Origin of the sequence: Candidatus Brocadia sapporoensis (assembly GCF_001753675.2) — a bacterium.
In the GTDB taxonomy this organism is placed as follows: Bacteria; Planctomycetota; Brocadiia; order Brocadiales; family Brocadiaceae; genus Brocadia; species Brocadia sapporoensis.
Genome location: NZ_MJUW02000109.1, coordinates 1 through 14,251, shown reverse-complemented (window position 1 = coordinate 14,251; position 14,251 = coordinate 1). Strand labels below are relative to the sequence as shown.

Here is a 14,251-nt window from a genome sequence, read left to right as displayed (position 1 = left end):
TTCGACTTATGACTTAAAAATATTTTTTCACAAACGTTTTTTAACAAAGTAATGTAATCAATAAATCAGATGCATAAAGACATTAACCCTTTCAGTCCATCACGTGGTTGTGGATAAGGTTAAATATCTTATTTGCAACATCGTGTTTGGATATGCTGGCGGTGCTTATTACAAAATCAGCTATTCTGTCATAAAACGGCCTCCGGTATGCTAAAAGATACTCAATTTCCTCATACGCACTGCGACTGGTAAGATTTGGCCTTTTCTGCGCTGTCTGTGCATCCCCTTGAATTCGTCTGTATAGGGTGTCCACATCGGCATCTAAGAAGATGATAATCCCGTTTTTCTTGAGCCTCCTTACGTTCTCTTCCCGAAGGATTACGCCGCCCCCTGTGGCGATGACCCTATTGTCCAGACGGCATAATTCCGCAATCATTTGCACCTCGATCTCCCGGAACAACGGCTCGCCACCTTCTGCAAAGATGTCTTTAATGGTCTTCCCCTGTTTTTGTTCGAGGTATTCATCGGCGTCAACGAATTCTTTGTCAAGCTGTTGAGCCAGTATTTTACCGATCGTAGTTTTGCCAGTGCCACGAAAACCAATCAAGATGATGTTCAATGCCGATACAAGTGATCTCTTTCACTCTCCAAGAAGTTTTTTATAAGCAATATCTTCGATCAAGGCGCGTGAAGGTTTCATGCCAGTCCACAGTTCGAATTGTGCTGCCGCCTGGTTTACAAACATCGGCAGGCCACCGACGATCTTACAGCCTTGCGCTTTGGCCTCACGCAACAGTCTCGTCTCTATAGGATTATAAATAGTATCAAAGACGACCGTGCTGGGTTTTAGTAGCTTCTTGTCAATGGGAGTTTCATTAACCGCGGGTAACATGCCCACAGGGGTGGCATTGATCAGGATGTCCGTTTCAATCTTCTGTAAATCTTTGAGTTCCTTTGATGAGCAGCCAACGTCTCTGGACAGTGATTGCGCCCGTTCGTAATTCCTGCTTACAATTGTTACCTGTGCACCGCGATCCTGTAATCCGAATGCGATGGCGCGGGCAGCGCCTCCAGCCCCTAACAACGTGATGCGTTTGTCTTTTAGATGGTCATTCTTCGTGCCCATTCCAGATACTTGATGAATGTCTTCCAATGCCAGGATGGCCGCCTTACAGTCTGTGTTATAACCAACGAACTTGCCATCTTTATTAACAATGGTATTTACTGCACCGATCTTCTTTGCCACGGGGTCTATTGCATCCAGGTGATTTATTACCGACTCTTTATGCGGAATTGTTACGCTGTAACCCTTTACATCCAATTCCCTAAACGATCTGAAAAAATCACCGATGTTGTCTACCTTAAAAGGAACATAGATACTATTGAAGTTCATTTCCTTGAAGAGGGTATTATGAATCATTGGGCTGATGCTATGAGAGACGGGATTTCCAATCAGTCCATAGATTCCCGTATCTTTCTCTTGTCTCTGAGCCTGATAGGTAAGTAAAAATTCCTGAATGGTGATTTGGCCTGGGGCAGATTCCTTCCCTTTCCGAAGCGAGGCAAAGGTCAGATAACTGCCAAACCTTTTATAGAGGATACGGCTGATTATACCGTACTCACCCATACAAAATGAGATTAAAGGTCTTCGTGCTTGTTGGAGTAGTCGGTAGATTTTGATGTTATCCGTGATTGAATTTGCGTGGGTAACTATTTTTATGGTGTCAGCATCACTTTGGCTGAGTCTTTGGTACAGGGAAATCAAGTCATCAGGTGTCTCACGGAAATTATGGTAGGATACAATAAATTTTGTTTTGCTTGAAGGGACATGGAGCCCCGTGTCCCTGCATAAATTATGAATGCTGTCGTGCTCGATATCGACGAAATCTGCCTGGAGCTGGATTGCGTGTTTCAGGACAGCGATCCTCTCTTCTTCACTTCCATTAAACTTGCCGCCTTCACGATCAGGGCGGTTTGTGATAATGAGGGGTTTTGTTCGTCTTTCCAGAATGTATTTCAGGTCTGGATTTTTTATGTAATCGAGGCGTACTTCGATGATATCTGCAAATTTCGATGCTTCTGCCATGTCCTGGAGAGCGTCATCAAGGTTGTTTGCAGTGATGGGTATACAGATCATCAGTTTGTTTGAGAGATGTTTTAATTTTTAATTTGTGTCTGTTGCAGAAAACTATTTTGATTTCATCGCAGCCACCTTATTAATGGCGTTTAAATAGGCTTTTGCGCTAGCCTCAATGATGTCCGTGCTTACGGCACGTCCCCCGATCGTCCTGCCATTTACTTCAATGTTCACATGTACCTCACCCATGGCGTCTTTTCCACGGGTAACGGCCCGAATATTATAATCTTGCAACGTGCCAGTAATGCCGGTGGAAAGATCGATCGCTTTAAAAAGTGCGTCAATAGGGCCATCACCGATGGCTGTGTTGTTCACCAGGCGGCCACCCGGTAATTTCAGACTTACGCCGGCAGTTGGTACTGCATTGGGCCCGCAACTGATACTGAGGTTTTCTAAATGAAAGATGGCGGGGACTTCCATCTTTTCTATGCCAATAATGGCTTCAACGTCTTCGTCGAAGATCTCCTTTTTCTTATCGGCGATGTGTTTAAATTTCTCAAAGGCGCGTTCGAATTCGTTTTCTGATAATTCGTATCCCAATTCCTTAATTCGCGTTTTTAAGGCATTCCGCCCGGACAACTTTCCCAGCACGAGACGGGTTTTTAGATATCCGACATCTTCGGGTTTCATAATTTCGTACGTGGAGCGTTCCTTGATCACCCCATCCTGATGCACTCCGGATTGGTGTGCAAATGCATTTTCGCCGACAATGGCCTTGTTCCGCTGCACCCGCAGTCCTGTCAGGGTACTTACCAGCTTGCTCGTGGCAATGAGTTCTCTGGTAACGATGCGGGTAGAGCGCTGGTAAAAGTCATGGCGGGTCTTTAGGGCCATAACGATCTCTTCGAGCGCTGCATTCCCAGCCCGTTCTCCAATACCATTGATGGTGCATTCGATCTGTTGGGCGCCAGCTTTTATTGCCGCCAGAGAATTAGCTACGGCGAGTCCGAGATCATTGTGGCAATGTACGCTGATGATTGCCTTGTCAATATTCTTAACATTTTTCTTTAAACCGCTGATAACGGAGGCATATTGTTCTGGCACCGCATAGCCTACCGTATCAGGAATATTAACGGTTTTTGCACCGGCAGCAATAACTGCATCAACCACCTGGGTGAGAAAATCGAGTTCTGTCCTCGATGCGTCTTCTGTAGAAAATTCAACATCATCTACGTAACGTAAGGCATGTTTCACGCCCTTAACGGCCAGATGAAGTATCTCGTCTTTTGCCTTTTGAAGTTTATATTTTCTGTGGATTTCTGAGGTGGCGAGAAAGACGTGGATACGAGGTTTATCTGCCTCCTCCAATGCTTTGGCTGCGCTGTCGATATCTTTCTCGACGGCTCGGGCAAGACCGGCGATGGAAACTCCATGAATTTCCTGCGCAATTCTCCTGACGGATTCAAAGTCACCCGGCGATGATACCGGGAATCCGGCCTCGATAACATCTACATTCAGGAGCACCAATTGTCGTGCAATCTGTACCTTTTCGTTGATATCCAGGCTGGCGCCCGGAGATTGCTCTCCATCGCGGAGTGTGGTATCAAAGATAATGATGTTATTGTTGGTCACAAGTAGTGTCCCTTAATTTAAATTCCAAAGGTCCGAAAGCCTGCAACCTACTATCAGCCATTTGTTTTCAGCGAACAAGTATATTACAGGATTTTATGATAATGATTTATCGCTATGTCATAAAAAAATTAAATAAAAATTTTACTATATACCCGGAATACATTCAATAACTATCTGTAAAATCGGCAAAAGCAGCGGTTGTCGATATGTTCACAGACATGGGATTGAGATACTTAACAACCGTCTCGGAAACGAGTCAGAAATGAAATTCATAGGTAATTTGATCTGAATCATCCATATTATAGCCGGGCAGGTTTTTCAGATGAGTCGATAGTATTGACGTCTGCTCTATAAACTTATGAAAGTCTGGTTTTATGTCTGCGGAGGAAGTTTTCGATAGCATTTTTTGAAACATTATAGTAATATCTTGTGAAATCTTTTCCTTTTTTCGTAAGTTTTTTTACAACCTCATTTCGGTGCCTTCATTTGGAGAGTTGGTTGCAGCTTTACTGCGTATATGGTATATACATGTTGGTCATTACGGTCCATTATTGAATTGGGGTATCACGAATGTTAGTTTTTTTGGAACTAAAAAAAGAAGTTCGTGAAATTTAAATTAAAATGGGGAAATACTTAAACAAGGAGATAACCATGGAAGCAAGATGCATGAAATGTAAAGCACAAAAAGAGATGTCTGATGCACAAATGACTCTGACTGCCAGAGGTGGATATATGGCTAGAGGCAAATGTAAAGATTGCGGGTGTGGCATGAGTAAAATCATGTCAAAAGTCGACGCAGAAAAAGCTGTAACAGAAGGTCACGCCAAAAAAGCTTACTAAACTAAATGTAATAGGTGTAAACAACAGTAGCCTGGTATACCATTTAAGGCTTACCAGGCTACCTTTCTAACTTCCTCATCACGTACACCCCTTTCTGTTTTTCCATCGGGTTAAGGAAGCGTTATGTTAACAGTAACATTTCAAAGACCACAGCGCACTTTATGTATTTTTGAAAGTTGTTGGGCGGGTCTTATTTTAATGTTACTGATAATACCAAAGAACATTCGGAGAGGAACTTAGAGCGGTAGATAAAATACATTTTATACATTTTTAAATTCATTTATTGTATTCTGAGGAACGTTTAACCCCATTAACTCTCTTCTTGTTCCTCTCCACTATTATTATACCACATTATTTGATTTTTGCCAATTTCCTCAGCTTTTTTATCAAAATAATATTTTCTGTTTTTTTGCTATTCAATTTAATTGAAAAGGATTAAAAATAGTAATTTACTTCATTTTTTGCTTTAATAGCGCCTCAAAAACAAAAACAACTTTTTGTCATTTGTTGCTCAAAACACAGGGATGGCGTTTATTTCCGTTTATTATAATTTTAAGATAACTCAGTGTTGTCCGGTTAGAAATTTGCGTGTTTTGTTTTATTGCTCTCGAGAGGTCCTTCCCGCATGTTTTTAGCGGGAATCCAGAAAGTTCTGGGTTCACTGGATACCCGATAAAAGCGTTCGGGTATGACAAAGCCGTACCAGCAAATTTCTGACCGGACAACATTGAAGATAACTGTATTTTTTAGATTATTGTACTTAAGATAAAAGGGTTGTTATGCGTAATGATCATGAAATTGATTACAGAATTTATGGAGAAGAGCTTCAATATGTCGAAATTGAATTAGACCCCAACGAAACAGCCATTGCTGAAAGCGGTGCTTTTATGATGATGGACAATGATATTTACATGAATACCATTTTTGGAGACGGTAGCCGGCAGCAGAACGATAGTGTACTGGGGAAAATATTTAGTGCGGGCAAGCGTCTGCTGGTAGGTGAAAGTTTGTTTATGACCTCCTTTACCAATATTGGCCAGGGTAAAAAACGGGTAAGCTTTGCCGCACCCTTTGCCGGAAAGATCATTGTTTTTGATTTGCAACAATTGGGCGGGAAGATCGTTGCACAAAAAGATGCGTTTTTGTGTGCTGCCAAAGGAGTGAGCGTTGGTATTGAATTTCAGAAAAGATTAGGTACCGGTATTTTTGGTGGCGAAGGGTTTATTATGGAAAAATTAGAGGGTGATGGGTTTGCGTTTGCTCATGCAGGTGGCTATGTTATTGAAAGGGAATTAAAAGCAGGAGAAATTGTAAAAGTAGATACCGGCTGCGTGGTTGCCTATACGGCAGGAGTAGATTTTGATATTGAGTTTATTAAGGGGATAAAAAACTGGATGTTCGGCGGTGAAGGATTATTTTTTGCTATGCTAAGAGGACCGGGCAAAGTATGGTTACAGTCATTACCTATCAGCAGACTGGCGGGAAGAATCTTGCAATATGGTATGTATAGACGCAAAGAGGAAGGCGGTGTTTTGGGTGGACTGGGTGATTTGCTGGATGGAAGAGAATAAGTGTTTGACATTACTAAACGGCTTTGCTACAGTGATTTTAGTGAGCAGACAAGATATTTTCCTTAAGGTATTTTCATACTCTGATAATCAACGTTTAAATACATCCACCATTCTAATTCCAAAGATATCGTGAATATCAAAATACAATTCCTGGTAACTCTATTTGTGATTATCGTACCAATAGCGTGCCGGACTCCTTATCCTGAGAAAAAACCGTCAGGGGGGTATTCCAATTCGACTACTAGCGCTGGCACACCGGCACAGCACAAGGCTGCTGGCATTTCCTGTTTTAAAAAAGGAATGATGGAAGAAGCCCTGGATGAATTGAAACTGGCGGCAGAAGGAATACAGGGAGATGGGGAATTACATCATTATCTGGGAAAGTCCTATTATGAAAAGGATAAAATAGATGATGCGATTGCCGAATTGCTTGCCGCCTTGTCGTATTACAAGCCTGACCAAACGACAGAAAGAGCGGACGTTTACAATGATCTTGGATTGGCGTATAAAAGGAAAAATGCATATACGGAATCGTTATCAGCATTGCAAGAAAGCCTCGTATTGAATCCATCGGCTGCAGATACAAACTACAACCTGGCGCTCCTTTATTACGATAAAAAAATGCTGGATGAAAGCACTCTTTATCTGAAGAAGGCAATTAAACTTGACCCGAAAGAAGCAGATGCTCATTTCATGCTGGGATTGATTTATTATAAAAAGAAATTAAACGATAAGGCGATAGGTGAGTTTAGGCAAACAATTGAACTTAATCCTAAGGATGCCGAGTCACACAATTATCTCGGCTTAATGTATTATGAACAGGGTGATCTTGAAAAGTCTGTTATCGAACATAAATCCGCTATTCAATGGGATAAGAATTATACTGAGGCATATAATAACCTGGGGATTGCACTCTATGCGGAGGGTAATTTTAATGAGGCTGAGGACGCATTTAAAAAGGTGTTAGAATTAGATCCAAATTTTGCGGAGGCGCACTATAACCTTGGACTCGTTTATAGTGAAGAGGGTAAGCCTGAAGACGCCGTTACCTCCCTGGAAAAGGCACTTAAGCTTAATCCTAAAATTGCCGAGGCCTACTTTAAGCTTGGAGAGGTTTATACGAAAAGGGATATGCTGGAAGAGGCATTATCGGAATACAAGAAAGCAATTGATATAAAGCCCGATTATGCAGAGGCATATTACAATTCCGGCGAACTCTATGCAGCAAAAGGTAAACACGACAAATCTATCGCTGCATGGAAAAAAACGATCGAACTCAATCCCAAAAATGCGGACGCCTGCTTTAATCTTGGAGTGGCGTATTTTAACCAGAATAAGCTGGATAAGGCTATTTCCATGTGGAAGAAAGTTCTGGAGATCAATCCATCCGATTACGATACCATGAGCAGTCTCGCGGATGCCTATGATATGCAGGCCTTAACAGATAAGGCCATACATATGTGGGAAAAGATCATTGAAATCTACCCTGAGCAGGCGGAGACACAGAATAAATTGGGCAATGCCTATGCCAGGAAAAATATGTACACCACTGCCATCCCTTACTGGGAAAAGGCGGTAGAAATCGACCCCCGCCTGGTAGATGCCTATTACAATTTGGGACTCGTTTACCAGAAGATTGGCAGGCGGGATGAGGCTATTGAGGCCTACAAAAAGGTATTGGATATCAATCCGGATGATATGGATGTCCATAAGAATTTAGGATTGCTGTATGGGGAAAAGGGTATGCACGTTGAAGCTGAGTTTGAATTTTCTATCTACAAAAAACTCAAACTAATGCAAGGACATAAATGATTTTTCCGGTGGTCAAGAAAAGATTATCTTTTTGCGCGTTCAACGATAGGTTTTTTGCCGTTCATCTTCTTCTTGAAAATATTTAACATAATTTCCGCTTCCTCAAAGGGAACTGTTATAAAAGAAAATTTGTCAAATATCTGAACGTTTTTAATTTTTTCGCTATGAACTTTGGCCTGTTGTTTGATAAATGTTACTAATTTTCTGGGCGTCATACCATCGATTTTTCCCAGCGCTACAAAGAGGCGTGTCGTCCCTTTTCTGTCAATAGAAACGTCTCTGATTTCATTATAATTACTTTCATCCAGTTCGTCCTGAAAAGTATGTTTTAAAAGGGCTGCCAGGACCTTTTCTGCCTCGTTTTCTTTCAGCATTTCTTGCGCAAGTTGTACATATCCGTTCATGTTTTCCGAGGTAATGATCTGGGAAATTTCTGTTTTTATCCTGGATTTTTTTTGATGTATTACATCTTCAATTCTCGGCAGTTTTTCTTTCCGGATATCTGTTTTTGCAATTTTTTTAATCAGGATGAGCCGTCTATATTCATCATGCGTAACAAACGTAATAGCGGTTCCTTCCTTTCCGGCCCGGCCAGTTCTACCTATCCTGTGGATGTACGATTCCGGGTCCTGAGGCAGGGAATAATTGATGACATGCGTTAAGTTTTGAATATCAATGCCTCTGGCGGCAACATCCGTAGCTACCAGAATATTTATCCGTTGTTTTCGAAACTTGTTTAAGACGATTTCCCGCTGGTTTTGAGATATATCGCCATGCAGCGCTTCTGCGTCATACCCTCTTTCCATAAGCCTGTTTGCAAGATTGTCCACATCAATCTTCGTCCTGCAAAATATGAGGCCGTAGAATTCATGTTCAATATCGATGATCCTGCATAATGCATCAAATTTATCCGAAGGCGCCACCTCGAAATAGATCTGATCCGTCAGGCTTGTGGTAAGCTGCTCTTTTTTTACCCCGACCATCTCATAGTTTCTCATATATTTTTCTGCGATGCTTATGATTTTTCCCGGCATGGTAGCGGAAAAGAGCAGCATCCTCCGCTGTTCACCGGTATTTCTTATAATTTCTTCTACGTCATCAATAAATCCCATATTGAGCATCTCATCCGCTTCGTCAAGGACCAAATACGATATATGACTCAGACGTATACTTTTTCTCCTGAGATGATCCAGTATTCTTCCGGGGGTTCCGACTACGACATCTATCCCTTTTTTCAACCTTCTCAACTGTTCTTCCATCGACTGGCCTCCGTAGATGGGCATGATCTGCAGAATTTTGCCTCCTTTAAAGGAGTTTAATTCTTCTGATACCTGGATGGCCAGTTCTCTCGTGGGCACAAGAATCAGCGCCTGGACAGTTTTTGTTTTTTCTGGTATCTTTTCGAGTATGGGGAGCCCAAATGCAGCCGTTTTTCCTGTTCCTGTCTGGGCCTGTCCGATTATATCTACCTCTCCCTTGAGGAGAATTGGGATTGTCTTTTGCTGAATCGGAGTGGGCTCTTCAAAACCCTTTTTTTCCAATGCTTGTAATGTGTTTTCTGATAATCCCAGCGCCCTGAATGTATCTAATTTTTTCATATGGTCCTTATTCGTATTTCTCAATTACCCATGAAGGTTCTCGGTGACAAAAATTATGGCGTTGATTCTTTGCTGTTGACATTTCGGTTGCGGTGTTTCGCTATGAGCTTGGTTGTGTGATAAACTGTCAGCGTTCAGTGTTTTGACATACTGAATTTTCACGTGAAGACTACCAGAGGCAGTTTAAAAATCTCAGATTTTCTTTTAAGCTCCCTCTGGCAAAGCCCTCCTGTGTTCCAATTAAATTCTGGTCAGTATTTTCCTAGAAACGTCGCCCACCACCACCACCACCCTGTCTTCCTCCGCCAAATCTTCCGCCACCTCTGCCTCCTTCCGGACGAGGACGGGCCTCGTTTACGTTAAGCGCTCGTCCTTTTAATTCCTTACCGTTTAGCCCGTTGATTGCGGACTGGGCTTCAGCCTTGGCCTGCATCTCCACGAATCCGAATCCTTTTGATTCTCCGCTGAATAAGTCCTTTATTACTTTGACAGACTTGACCTGCCCGAAAGCTTCAAAAGCCTTCTGCAAGTCATCTTCGGTGACATCTCTGGACAAATTACCTACAAAAATATTCATCTCGACCTCCTTTTTGGTCCTAAAATGGTTCGGAATAATTCAGTGCCTCATCCAGTTAAAAAAGATTTAGAATGAGGTAAACTGTTAAAAAAATTTACAACAGAATTCCAAATGGATTGTTGTTCCTGCGAAGACCATTGTGATTCCGGTAAGCATTCTGTTCGATTTGGGAAGATTACCACTTCTTTCTTGAGGAGGTAGCAGATAGTCAGAAATTATTTTGACCTTTGTATGTAGTTGATGGTCATAGATAAGGAGGGTAACTCTTTTCCACAAGAACTTGATGCATGAAGAATTAACCTTAATAATACCTGTCCTTTTAAGGATCATGGAATTTACAAAATGAAAGTATAACCGAAATTCATTTGTATTGTCAAGGATTTATCTTGAGAAGATTTCATGATTGGCTTATATTTATGGCTATGCAACATAATCCTTTTAACATTCGAAGCATTGTCGTATTGCTGGTGTGTTTATTGGTACTATATTTTTCTCAAATAAACGCATTTGCTTCCCGGGACACCCTTGAAAAGATAAAGAATTCCGGGGTGATCACCTGGGGGTTTGATGCTGAAGGGGGCGCCCCGTATGTTTACCACGACCCTGCGCATCCTTCAAAACTCATTGGTTTTGAGGTGGAACTGGTTGAGGCTATTGCCCGGGAATTGGGAGTAAAGGTGCAGTACTTTCAGAATGCATGGGATAGTGTCCTGCTTTCCCTTCTGCGCGGGGATTTTGATATTGCACTGAACGGTATTGAAATTACGCCGGAGAGGACGCAGTCTGTGTTATTTACCCGTCCGTACTATGTGTACGCTGAGCAGATTGTCGTTCGTGCCTCAGATAACCGTATTAATCATCTGGAAGATCTTCACGGCAAAAAGGTCGGTGTCTTATATAATACGGTGGCCAAACGGATGCTGGAAGAGATGGGGGATGTTGTTGTGAGTGTCTATAGCGGACAGGTAGAGCCTTTCAAAGACCTTTCTTTAAACCGTATTGATGCTGTTTTTGTGGATTTACCAATTGCTGCGTACTATACCTTGCCGAATCCACAACTGCGAATGGTGGGCAACCCTGTCGGTGAAGGGTACTATGGCATTGCTCTGAGGAAGGAGGATTCAGCCCTGGCAGAGGAGTTGAATAAGATCATCGAGAAACTTCTGAGAACTGGGGAATTAAAAAAGATCTACCGGCGTTGGGGGTTATGGAATCTTTCACAAGAGAAGCTCTTTTTACATGAAGGGCTCCTCCAAAAATATACAGAAAGTCTGCCGTCTTTTTCTGAAAAGGCGCCCATTGCGGTAACACGATTTCTGCCTACCTTGCTAAAAGGTACTGTAGTTACTATAGGCATTTCACTTTTATCCATGATATTGGCCGTTGTTCTGGGACTTATCCTGGCGATTATGAGATTATATGGGAATGCATGGATGCAAAAGATTTCCGAGGCTTATGTTGAGATTTACCGCGGAACGCCACTTCTTATCCAGTTATATATCCTGTATTATGGTTTGCCAAACGTCGGTATCTCGCTGAGCGCCTTTGCCGCTGCCATTCTTGGGTTAGGTATGAACTACGCTGCTTATGAGGCGGAGATCTATCGTGCCGGCATTCAGGCAGTTCCCCGGGGACAAACCGAGGCAGCGTTGTCGCTCGGCATGTCCGGATACATGACCTTAAGACGAATCATCCTGCCTCAGGCATTGCATATTACCATACCGCCCATGACCAATGATTTTATCGCTCTCTTTAAAGATTCATCTCTGGTCTCTGTCATTGCCATCACAGAACTGACGAAGAGTTACAGCATGTTGGCCGCCGCCTCGATGGATTTTTTCAAATTGGGAATTATTACTGCGCTCCTCTATTTCGGTATGAGCTATCCGCTCTCTCTCTATGCCAGAAGGCTGGAGAAAAGATTAAGATCATATGATAGAAATTTGTAATTTATTCAAGGCGTATGGCCGTCAATCCTTGTTCAGGGGTCTGCACCTCACAATAGAAAAGGGAAGTGTTACCGCTATGATTGGACCGTCTGGCAGCGGTAAGAGCACGCTCCTGCGATGCATGAACGGATTGGAGACATTTCAGGGAGGTTGCATATCTGTTGATGGTCAAAAACTCTATGGCATTAACGAACGAGCTTATCATAAGAAACAGAAATCTCTCGCAGTAAAGAATATCCGCAGGAAAATGGGAATGGTCTTTCAGCAGTTTAATCTTTTTCCTCACATGACGGTACTTCATAACATAACTGCAGCACCGGTTTCTGTATTGGGTATCGATCCGTCTGAGGCCGAGTCAGACGCCCTTTCTTTGCTCAGGAAGATACATCTCGGGGAGAAGGCGCAAAAATATCCCGGTCAACTTTCAGGCGGAGAACAGCAACGTGTGGCCATTGCACGCGCCCTGGCGATGAGGCCTGAAGCGATGCTCTTTGACGAACCGACGTCTTCCCTTGATCCCGAGATGGTTGAGGAAGTACTCCTGGTTGTCAGGGGTCTGGTGTTGGAAGGGATGACGACAGTTATTGCAACACATGAGATGGGCTTTGCAAGGGACGTTTCGACACAGGTGGTCTTTCTGGAGAAGGGTGAAATTGTCGAACAGGGAAGTCCCAAAGAGATATTTTTCAATCCTAAAAACGACAGGACAAAGGCGTTTCTTAGCCGTTTTATGAAGTAAAAACCCGTCTATTTCAGGAGTCGTCTTCCCACCACAAATTTTATAAAAATAAACCATAACGCAGCAAAGCCCAAAAACAAATCCTTTCTATCAAGGGGGGATGCGGGGGACGTAGAAAAACTTGCAAAAAAAGAATGGTTTTACACGGTAATACTATAGAACGCTTCCATGATGCTATACCTGACCTGAACAAGTCGGAAACAACAAAAATCTGAGATACAAAGGCGATAACAATTTAGCTTTTTGAAAAAGGCAGCGCCGATCCCTTGTTCCCGGTATTAGGGCTATCGCGGGGGATTGTGCATGCCATGCGGGCGGGATGTTTCGTTGACCCCTCTCACCGAAACAAGAAAGGATAGATGATGGATGAAAGACGAGAAAAGCGTAGCGCAGATGGTTTATCCCCCCGCCTGGCGTGTGCTATAGCTTCGCCGACCACGAAGGATCGGCGCTACGTTATTTAAGGAGTACCAATGTCATAACGTAGAGAATTCATTCCTTTCGAAAGGATGATTTATATTATGTAAAGCATCTCCATTACGAGGAGAAAAGCAAGGCACTCCAGCTTATCAGTGTCAGCCCTCATTTTGCTAAGAAACATGGCTTTGAATATATCATTCTTAAAGAAGTAGAAGTAGATCCTATTGTCGGTAAGGTGGTTTTTAGCCTTAAAAGATGGGAGTAAGGCTGCCCATAGCTGAACAAATCCCTAAACAACTAAAATCTGAAAAAACCGGATGAACATTGCTAACATTATAAAATCGTTTCAAGCAAACCGGGTCAGAATCACCGACCATGCTGACGAAGAAGCCGAAGCTGATAAGCTCACATTTGATGAAGTTTGTTTTTTGTCTTCCATGGTGAAATCATTGAGGATTACCCGAACGACAAACCATATCCAAGTTGTTAGATATATGGCCAGACTTTTAGCGGTAGCCCTGTTCATAGGATTTGGGTACACAATGAAATGAATCTGTGGACTGTGCTATTACGGTTTATCGTCCAGATCCTAATCTATGGATTAATTGACGAGAAAGGAGAAGGAAACAATGATGCCATTTGAAAAATGCCCCGCTTGTGGGAATGAAATGATCGAAAAAGAGGTAGAAAAGCTTTTACGCGGTGGTAATAACACTGCCGCTTTAAAAGTACATGCGGAAGTCTGTCTCCGTTGCGGTGAACGCCTTTACACCCAGGAAACCGTCAGAAAATTTGAAGAAATCAGGGCTAATCTCGAACATTAAGATACCGCTGACTTTCAACCATTAGGAACGTCATTTCAAGTAGTATAATATCTAAAAAAAGAACTTTCATATCAATCTGCTTTTTCTTGCATATTCTATATTCAAGGTCTGATAATCATATAGAAGGCTCCTTCACAAAGCGATGCGAAGTTGTATTATAGAGGCATCGTGAAATAAACTCTTAAACCAGTAAAGAGGAGGAGCAGATATGA

12 protein-coding genes are annotated in these 14,251 nt (G+C 42.4%); 7 read left to right on the top strand and 5 right to left on the bottom strand.

The window, feature by feature from the left end:
• Positions 1 to 91: 91 nt before the first annotated feature.
• From BIY37_RS10640 to BIY37_RS10630, 3 genes are read right to left on the bottom strand one after another with little or no spacing between them, the layout of a single operon-like run.
• On the bottom strand, positions 92 to 619 hold the full coding sequence (locus tag BIY37_RS10640) for a shikimate kinase (RefSeq protein WP_070067826.1): 528 nt from the start codon (positions 617 to 619) through the stop codon (positions 92 to 94).
• 21 nt (positions 620 to 640) lie between these two features.
• On the bottom strand, positions 641 to 2,137 hold the full coding sequence (locus BIY37_RS10635) for a shikimate dehydrogenase (protein WP_070067825.1): 1,497 nt from the start codon (positions 2,135 to 2,137) through the stop codon (positions 641 to 643).
• Between the two features lie 51 nt (positions 2,138 to 2,188).
• Positions 2,189 to 3,709 carry a 2-isopropylmalate synthase gene (locus tag BIY37_RS10630; protein WP_070067824.1) on the bottom strand — a complete coding sequence of 507 codons (1,521 nt, stop codon included), beginning with the start codon at positions 3,707 to 3,709 and terminating at the stop codon, positions 2,189 to 2,191.
• Positions 3,710 to 4,360: 651 nt separating this feature from the next.
• Here BIY37_RS10630 and BIY37_RS10625 point away from each other — a divergent pair.
• From BIY37_RS10625 to BIY37_RS10615, 3 genes are all read left to right on the top strand, one after another.
• Positions 4,361 to 4,549: a DUF5679 domain-containing protein gene (locus BIY37_RS10625; protein WP_070067823.1), complete on the top strand. Its 189-nt coding sequence runs from the start codon at positions 4,361 to 4,363 to the stop codon at positions 4,547 to 4,549.
• Between the two features lie 779 nt (positions 4,550 to 5,328).
• A complete protein-coding gene (locus tag BIY37_RS10620) occupies positions 5,329 to 6,120 on the top strand; it encodes an AIM24 family protein (RefSeq protein ID WP_070067822.1) in 792 nt (263 codons plus the stop codon).
• Between the two features lie 129 nt (positions 6,121 to 6,249).
• Positions 6,250 to 7,932 (top strand): tetratricopeptide repeat protein, encoded by a 1,683-nt coding sequence (locus BIY37_RS10615; protein ID WP_080325031.1) that lies wholly within the window; start codon positions 6,250 to 6,252, stop codon positions 7,930 to 7,932.
• A 23-nt stretch (positions 7,933 to 7,955) separates the two neighbouring features.
• On the opposite strand, the gene BIY37_RS10610 is transcribed toward BIY37_RS10615, so the two are convergent.
• Positions 7,956 to 9,530 (bottom strand): DEAD/DEAH box helicase, encoded by a 1,575-nt coding sequence (locus tag BIY37_RS10610; protein WP_070067820.1) that lies wholly within the window; start codon positions 9,528 to 9,530, stop codon positions 7,956 to 7,958.
• A gap of 262 nt (positions 9,531 to 9,792) precedes the next feature.
• On the bottom strand, positions 9,793 to 10,107 hold the full coding sequence (locus BIY37_RS10605) for an RNA recognition motif domain-containing protein (RefSeq protein ID WP_070067819.1): 315 nt from the start codon (positions 10,105 to 10,107) through the stop codon (positions 9,793 to 9,795).
• A 386-nt stretch (positions 10,108 to 10,493) separates the two neighbouring features.
• Here BIY37_RS10605 and BIY37_RS10600 point away from each other — a divergent pair, with 386 nt between their 5' ends.
• The 4 genes from BIY37_RS10600 (at position 10,494) to BIY37_RS10585 (ending at position 14,039) form a co-directional block, all read left to right on the top strand.
• On the top strand, positions 10,494 to 12,056 hold the full coding sequence (locus tag BIY37_RS10600; RefSeq protein ID WP_230402505.1) for an ABC transporter substrate-binding protein/permease: 1,563 nt from the start codon (positions 10,494 to 10,496) through the stop codon (positions 12,054 to 12,056).
• The gene (locus tag BIY37_RS10595) at positions 12,040 to 12,795 is read left to right on the top strand and encodes an amino acid ABC transporter ATP-binding protein (protein ID WP_070067818.1); all 756 of its coding nucleotides are present in this window, start codon (positions 12,040 to 12,042) and stop codon (positions 12,793 to 12,795) included. The genes BIY37_RS10600 and BIY37_RS10595 overlap by 17 nt, the downstream gene beginning before the upstream one ends.
• A 737-nt stretch (positions 12,796 to 13,532) precedes the next feature.
• Positions 13,533 to 13,766 (top strand): hypothetical protein, encoded by a 234-nt coding sequence (locus BIY37_RS10590; RefSeq protein WP_201789431.1) that lies wholly within the window; start codon positions 13,533 to 13,535, stop codon positions 13,764 to 13,766.
• A 78-nt stretch (positions 13,767 to 13,844) separates the two neighbouring features.
• Positions 13,845 to 14,039, top strand: a complete 195-nt coding sequence (locus tag BIY37_RS10585; RefSeq protein WP_070067817.1) for a YgiT-type zinc finger protein — start codon at positions 13,845 to 13,847, stop codon at positions 14,037 to 14,039.
• The last annotated feature ends 212 nt before the right edge of the window (positions 14,040 to 14,251 follow it).

What these genes read in the sequence shown, in the direction of transcription:
- BIY37_RS10610 (WP_070067820.1), bottom strand. Translation starts at nt 9,530, where the DNA reads ATGAAAAAATTAGATACATTCAGGGCGCTGGGATTATCAGAAAACACA.
- BIY37_RS10625 (WP_070067823.1), top strand. Translation starts at nt 4,361, where the DNA reads ATGGAAGCAAGATGCATGAAATGTAAAGCACAAAAAGAGATGTCTGAT.
- BIY37_RS10635 (WP_070067825.1), bottom strand. Translation starts at nt 2,137, where the DNA reads ATGATCTGTATACCCATCACTGCAAACAACCTTGATGACGCTCTCCAG.
- BIY37_RS10620 (WP_070067822.1), top strand. Translation starts at nt 5,329, where the DNA reads ATGCGTAATGATCATGAAATTGATTACAGAATTTATGGAGAAGAGCTT.
- BIY37_RS10590 (WP_201789431.1), top strand. Translation starts at nt 13,533, where the DNA reads ATGAACATTGCTAACATTATAAAATCGTTTCAAGCAAACCGGGTCAGA.
- BIY37_RS10605 (WP_070067819.1), bottom strand. Translation starts at nt 10,107, where the DNA reads ATGAATATTTTTGTAGGTAATTTGTCCAGAGATGTCACCGAAGATGAC.
- BIY37_RS10595 (WP_070067818.1), top strand. Translation starts at nt 12,040, where the DNA reads ATGATAGAAATTTGTAATTTATTCAAGGCGTATGGCCGTCAATCCTTG.
- BIY37_RS10585 (WP_070067817.1), top strand. Translation starts at nt 13,845, where the DNA reads ATGATGCCATTTGAAAAATGCCCCGCTTGTGGGAATGAAATGATCGAA.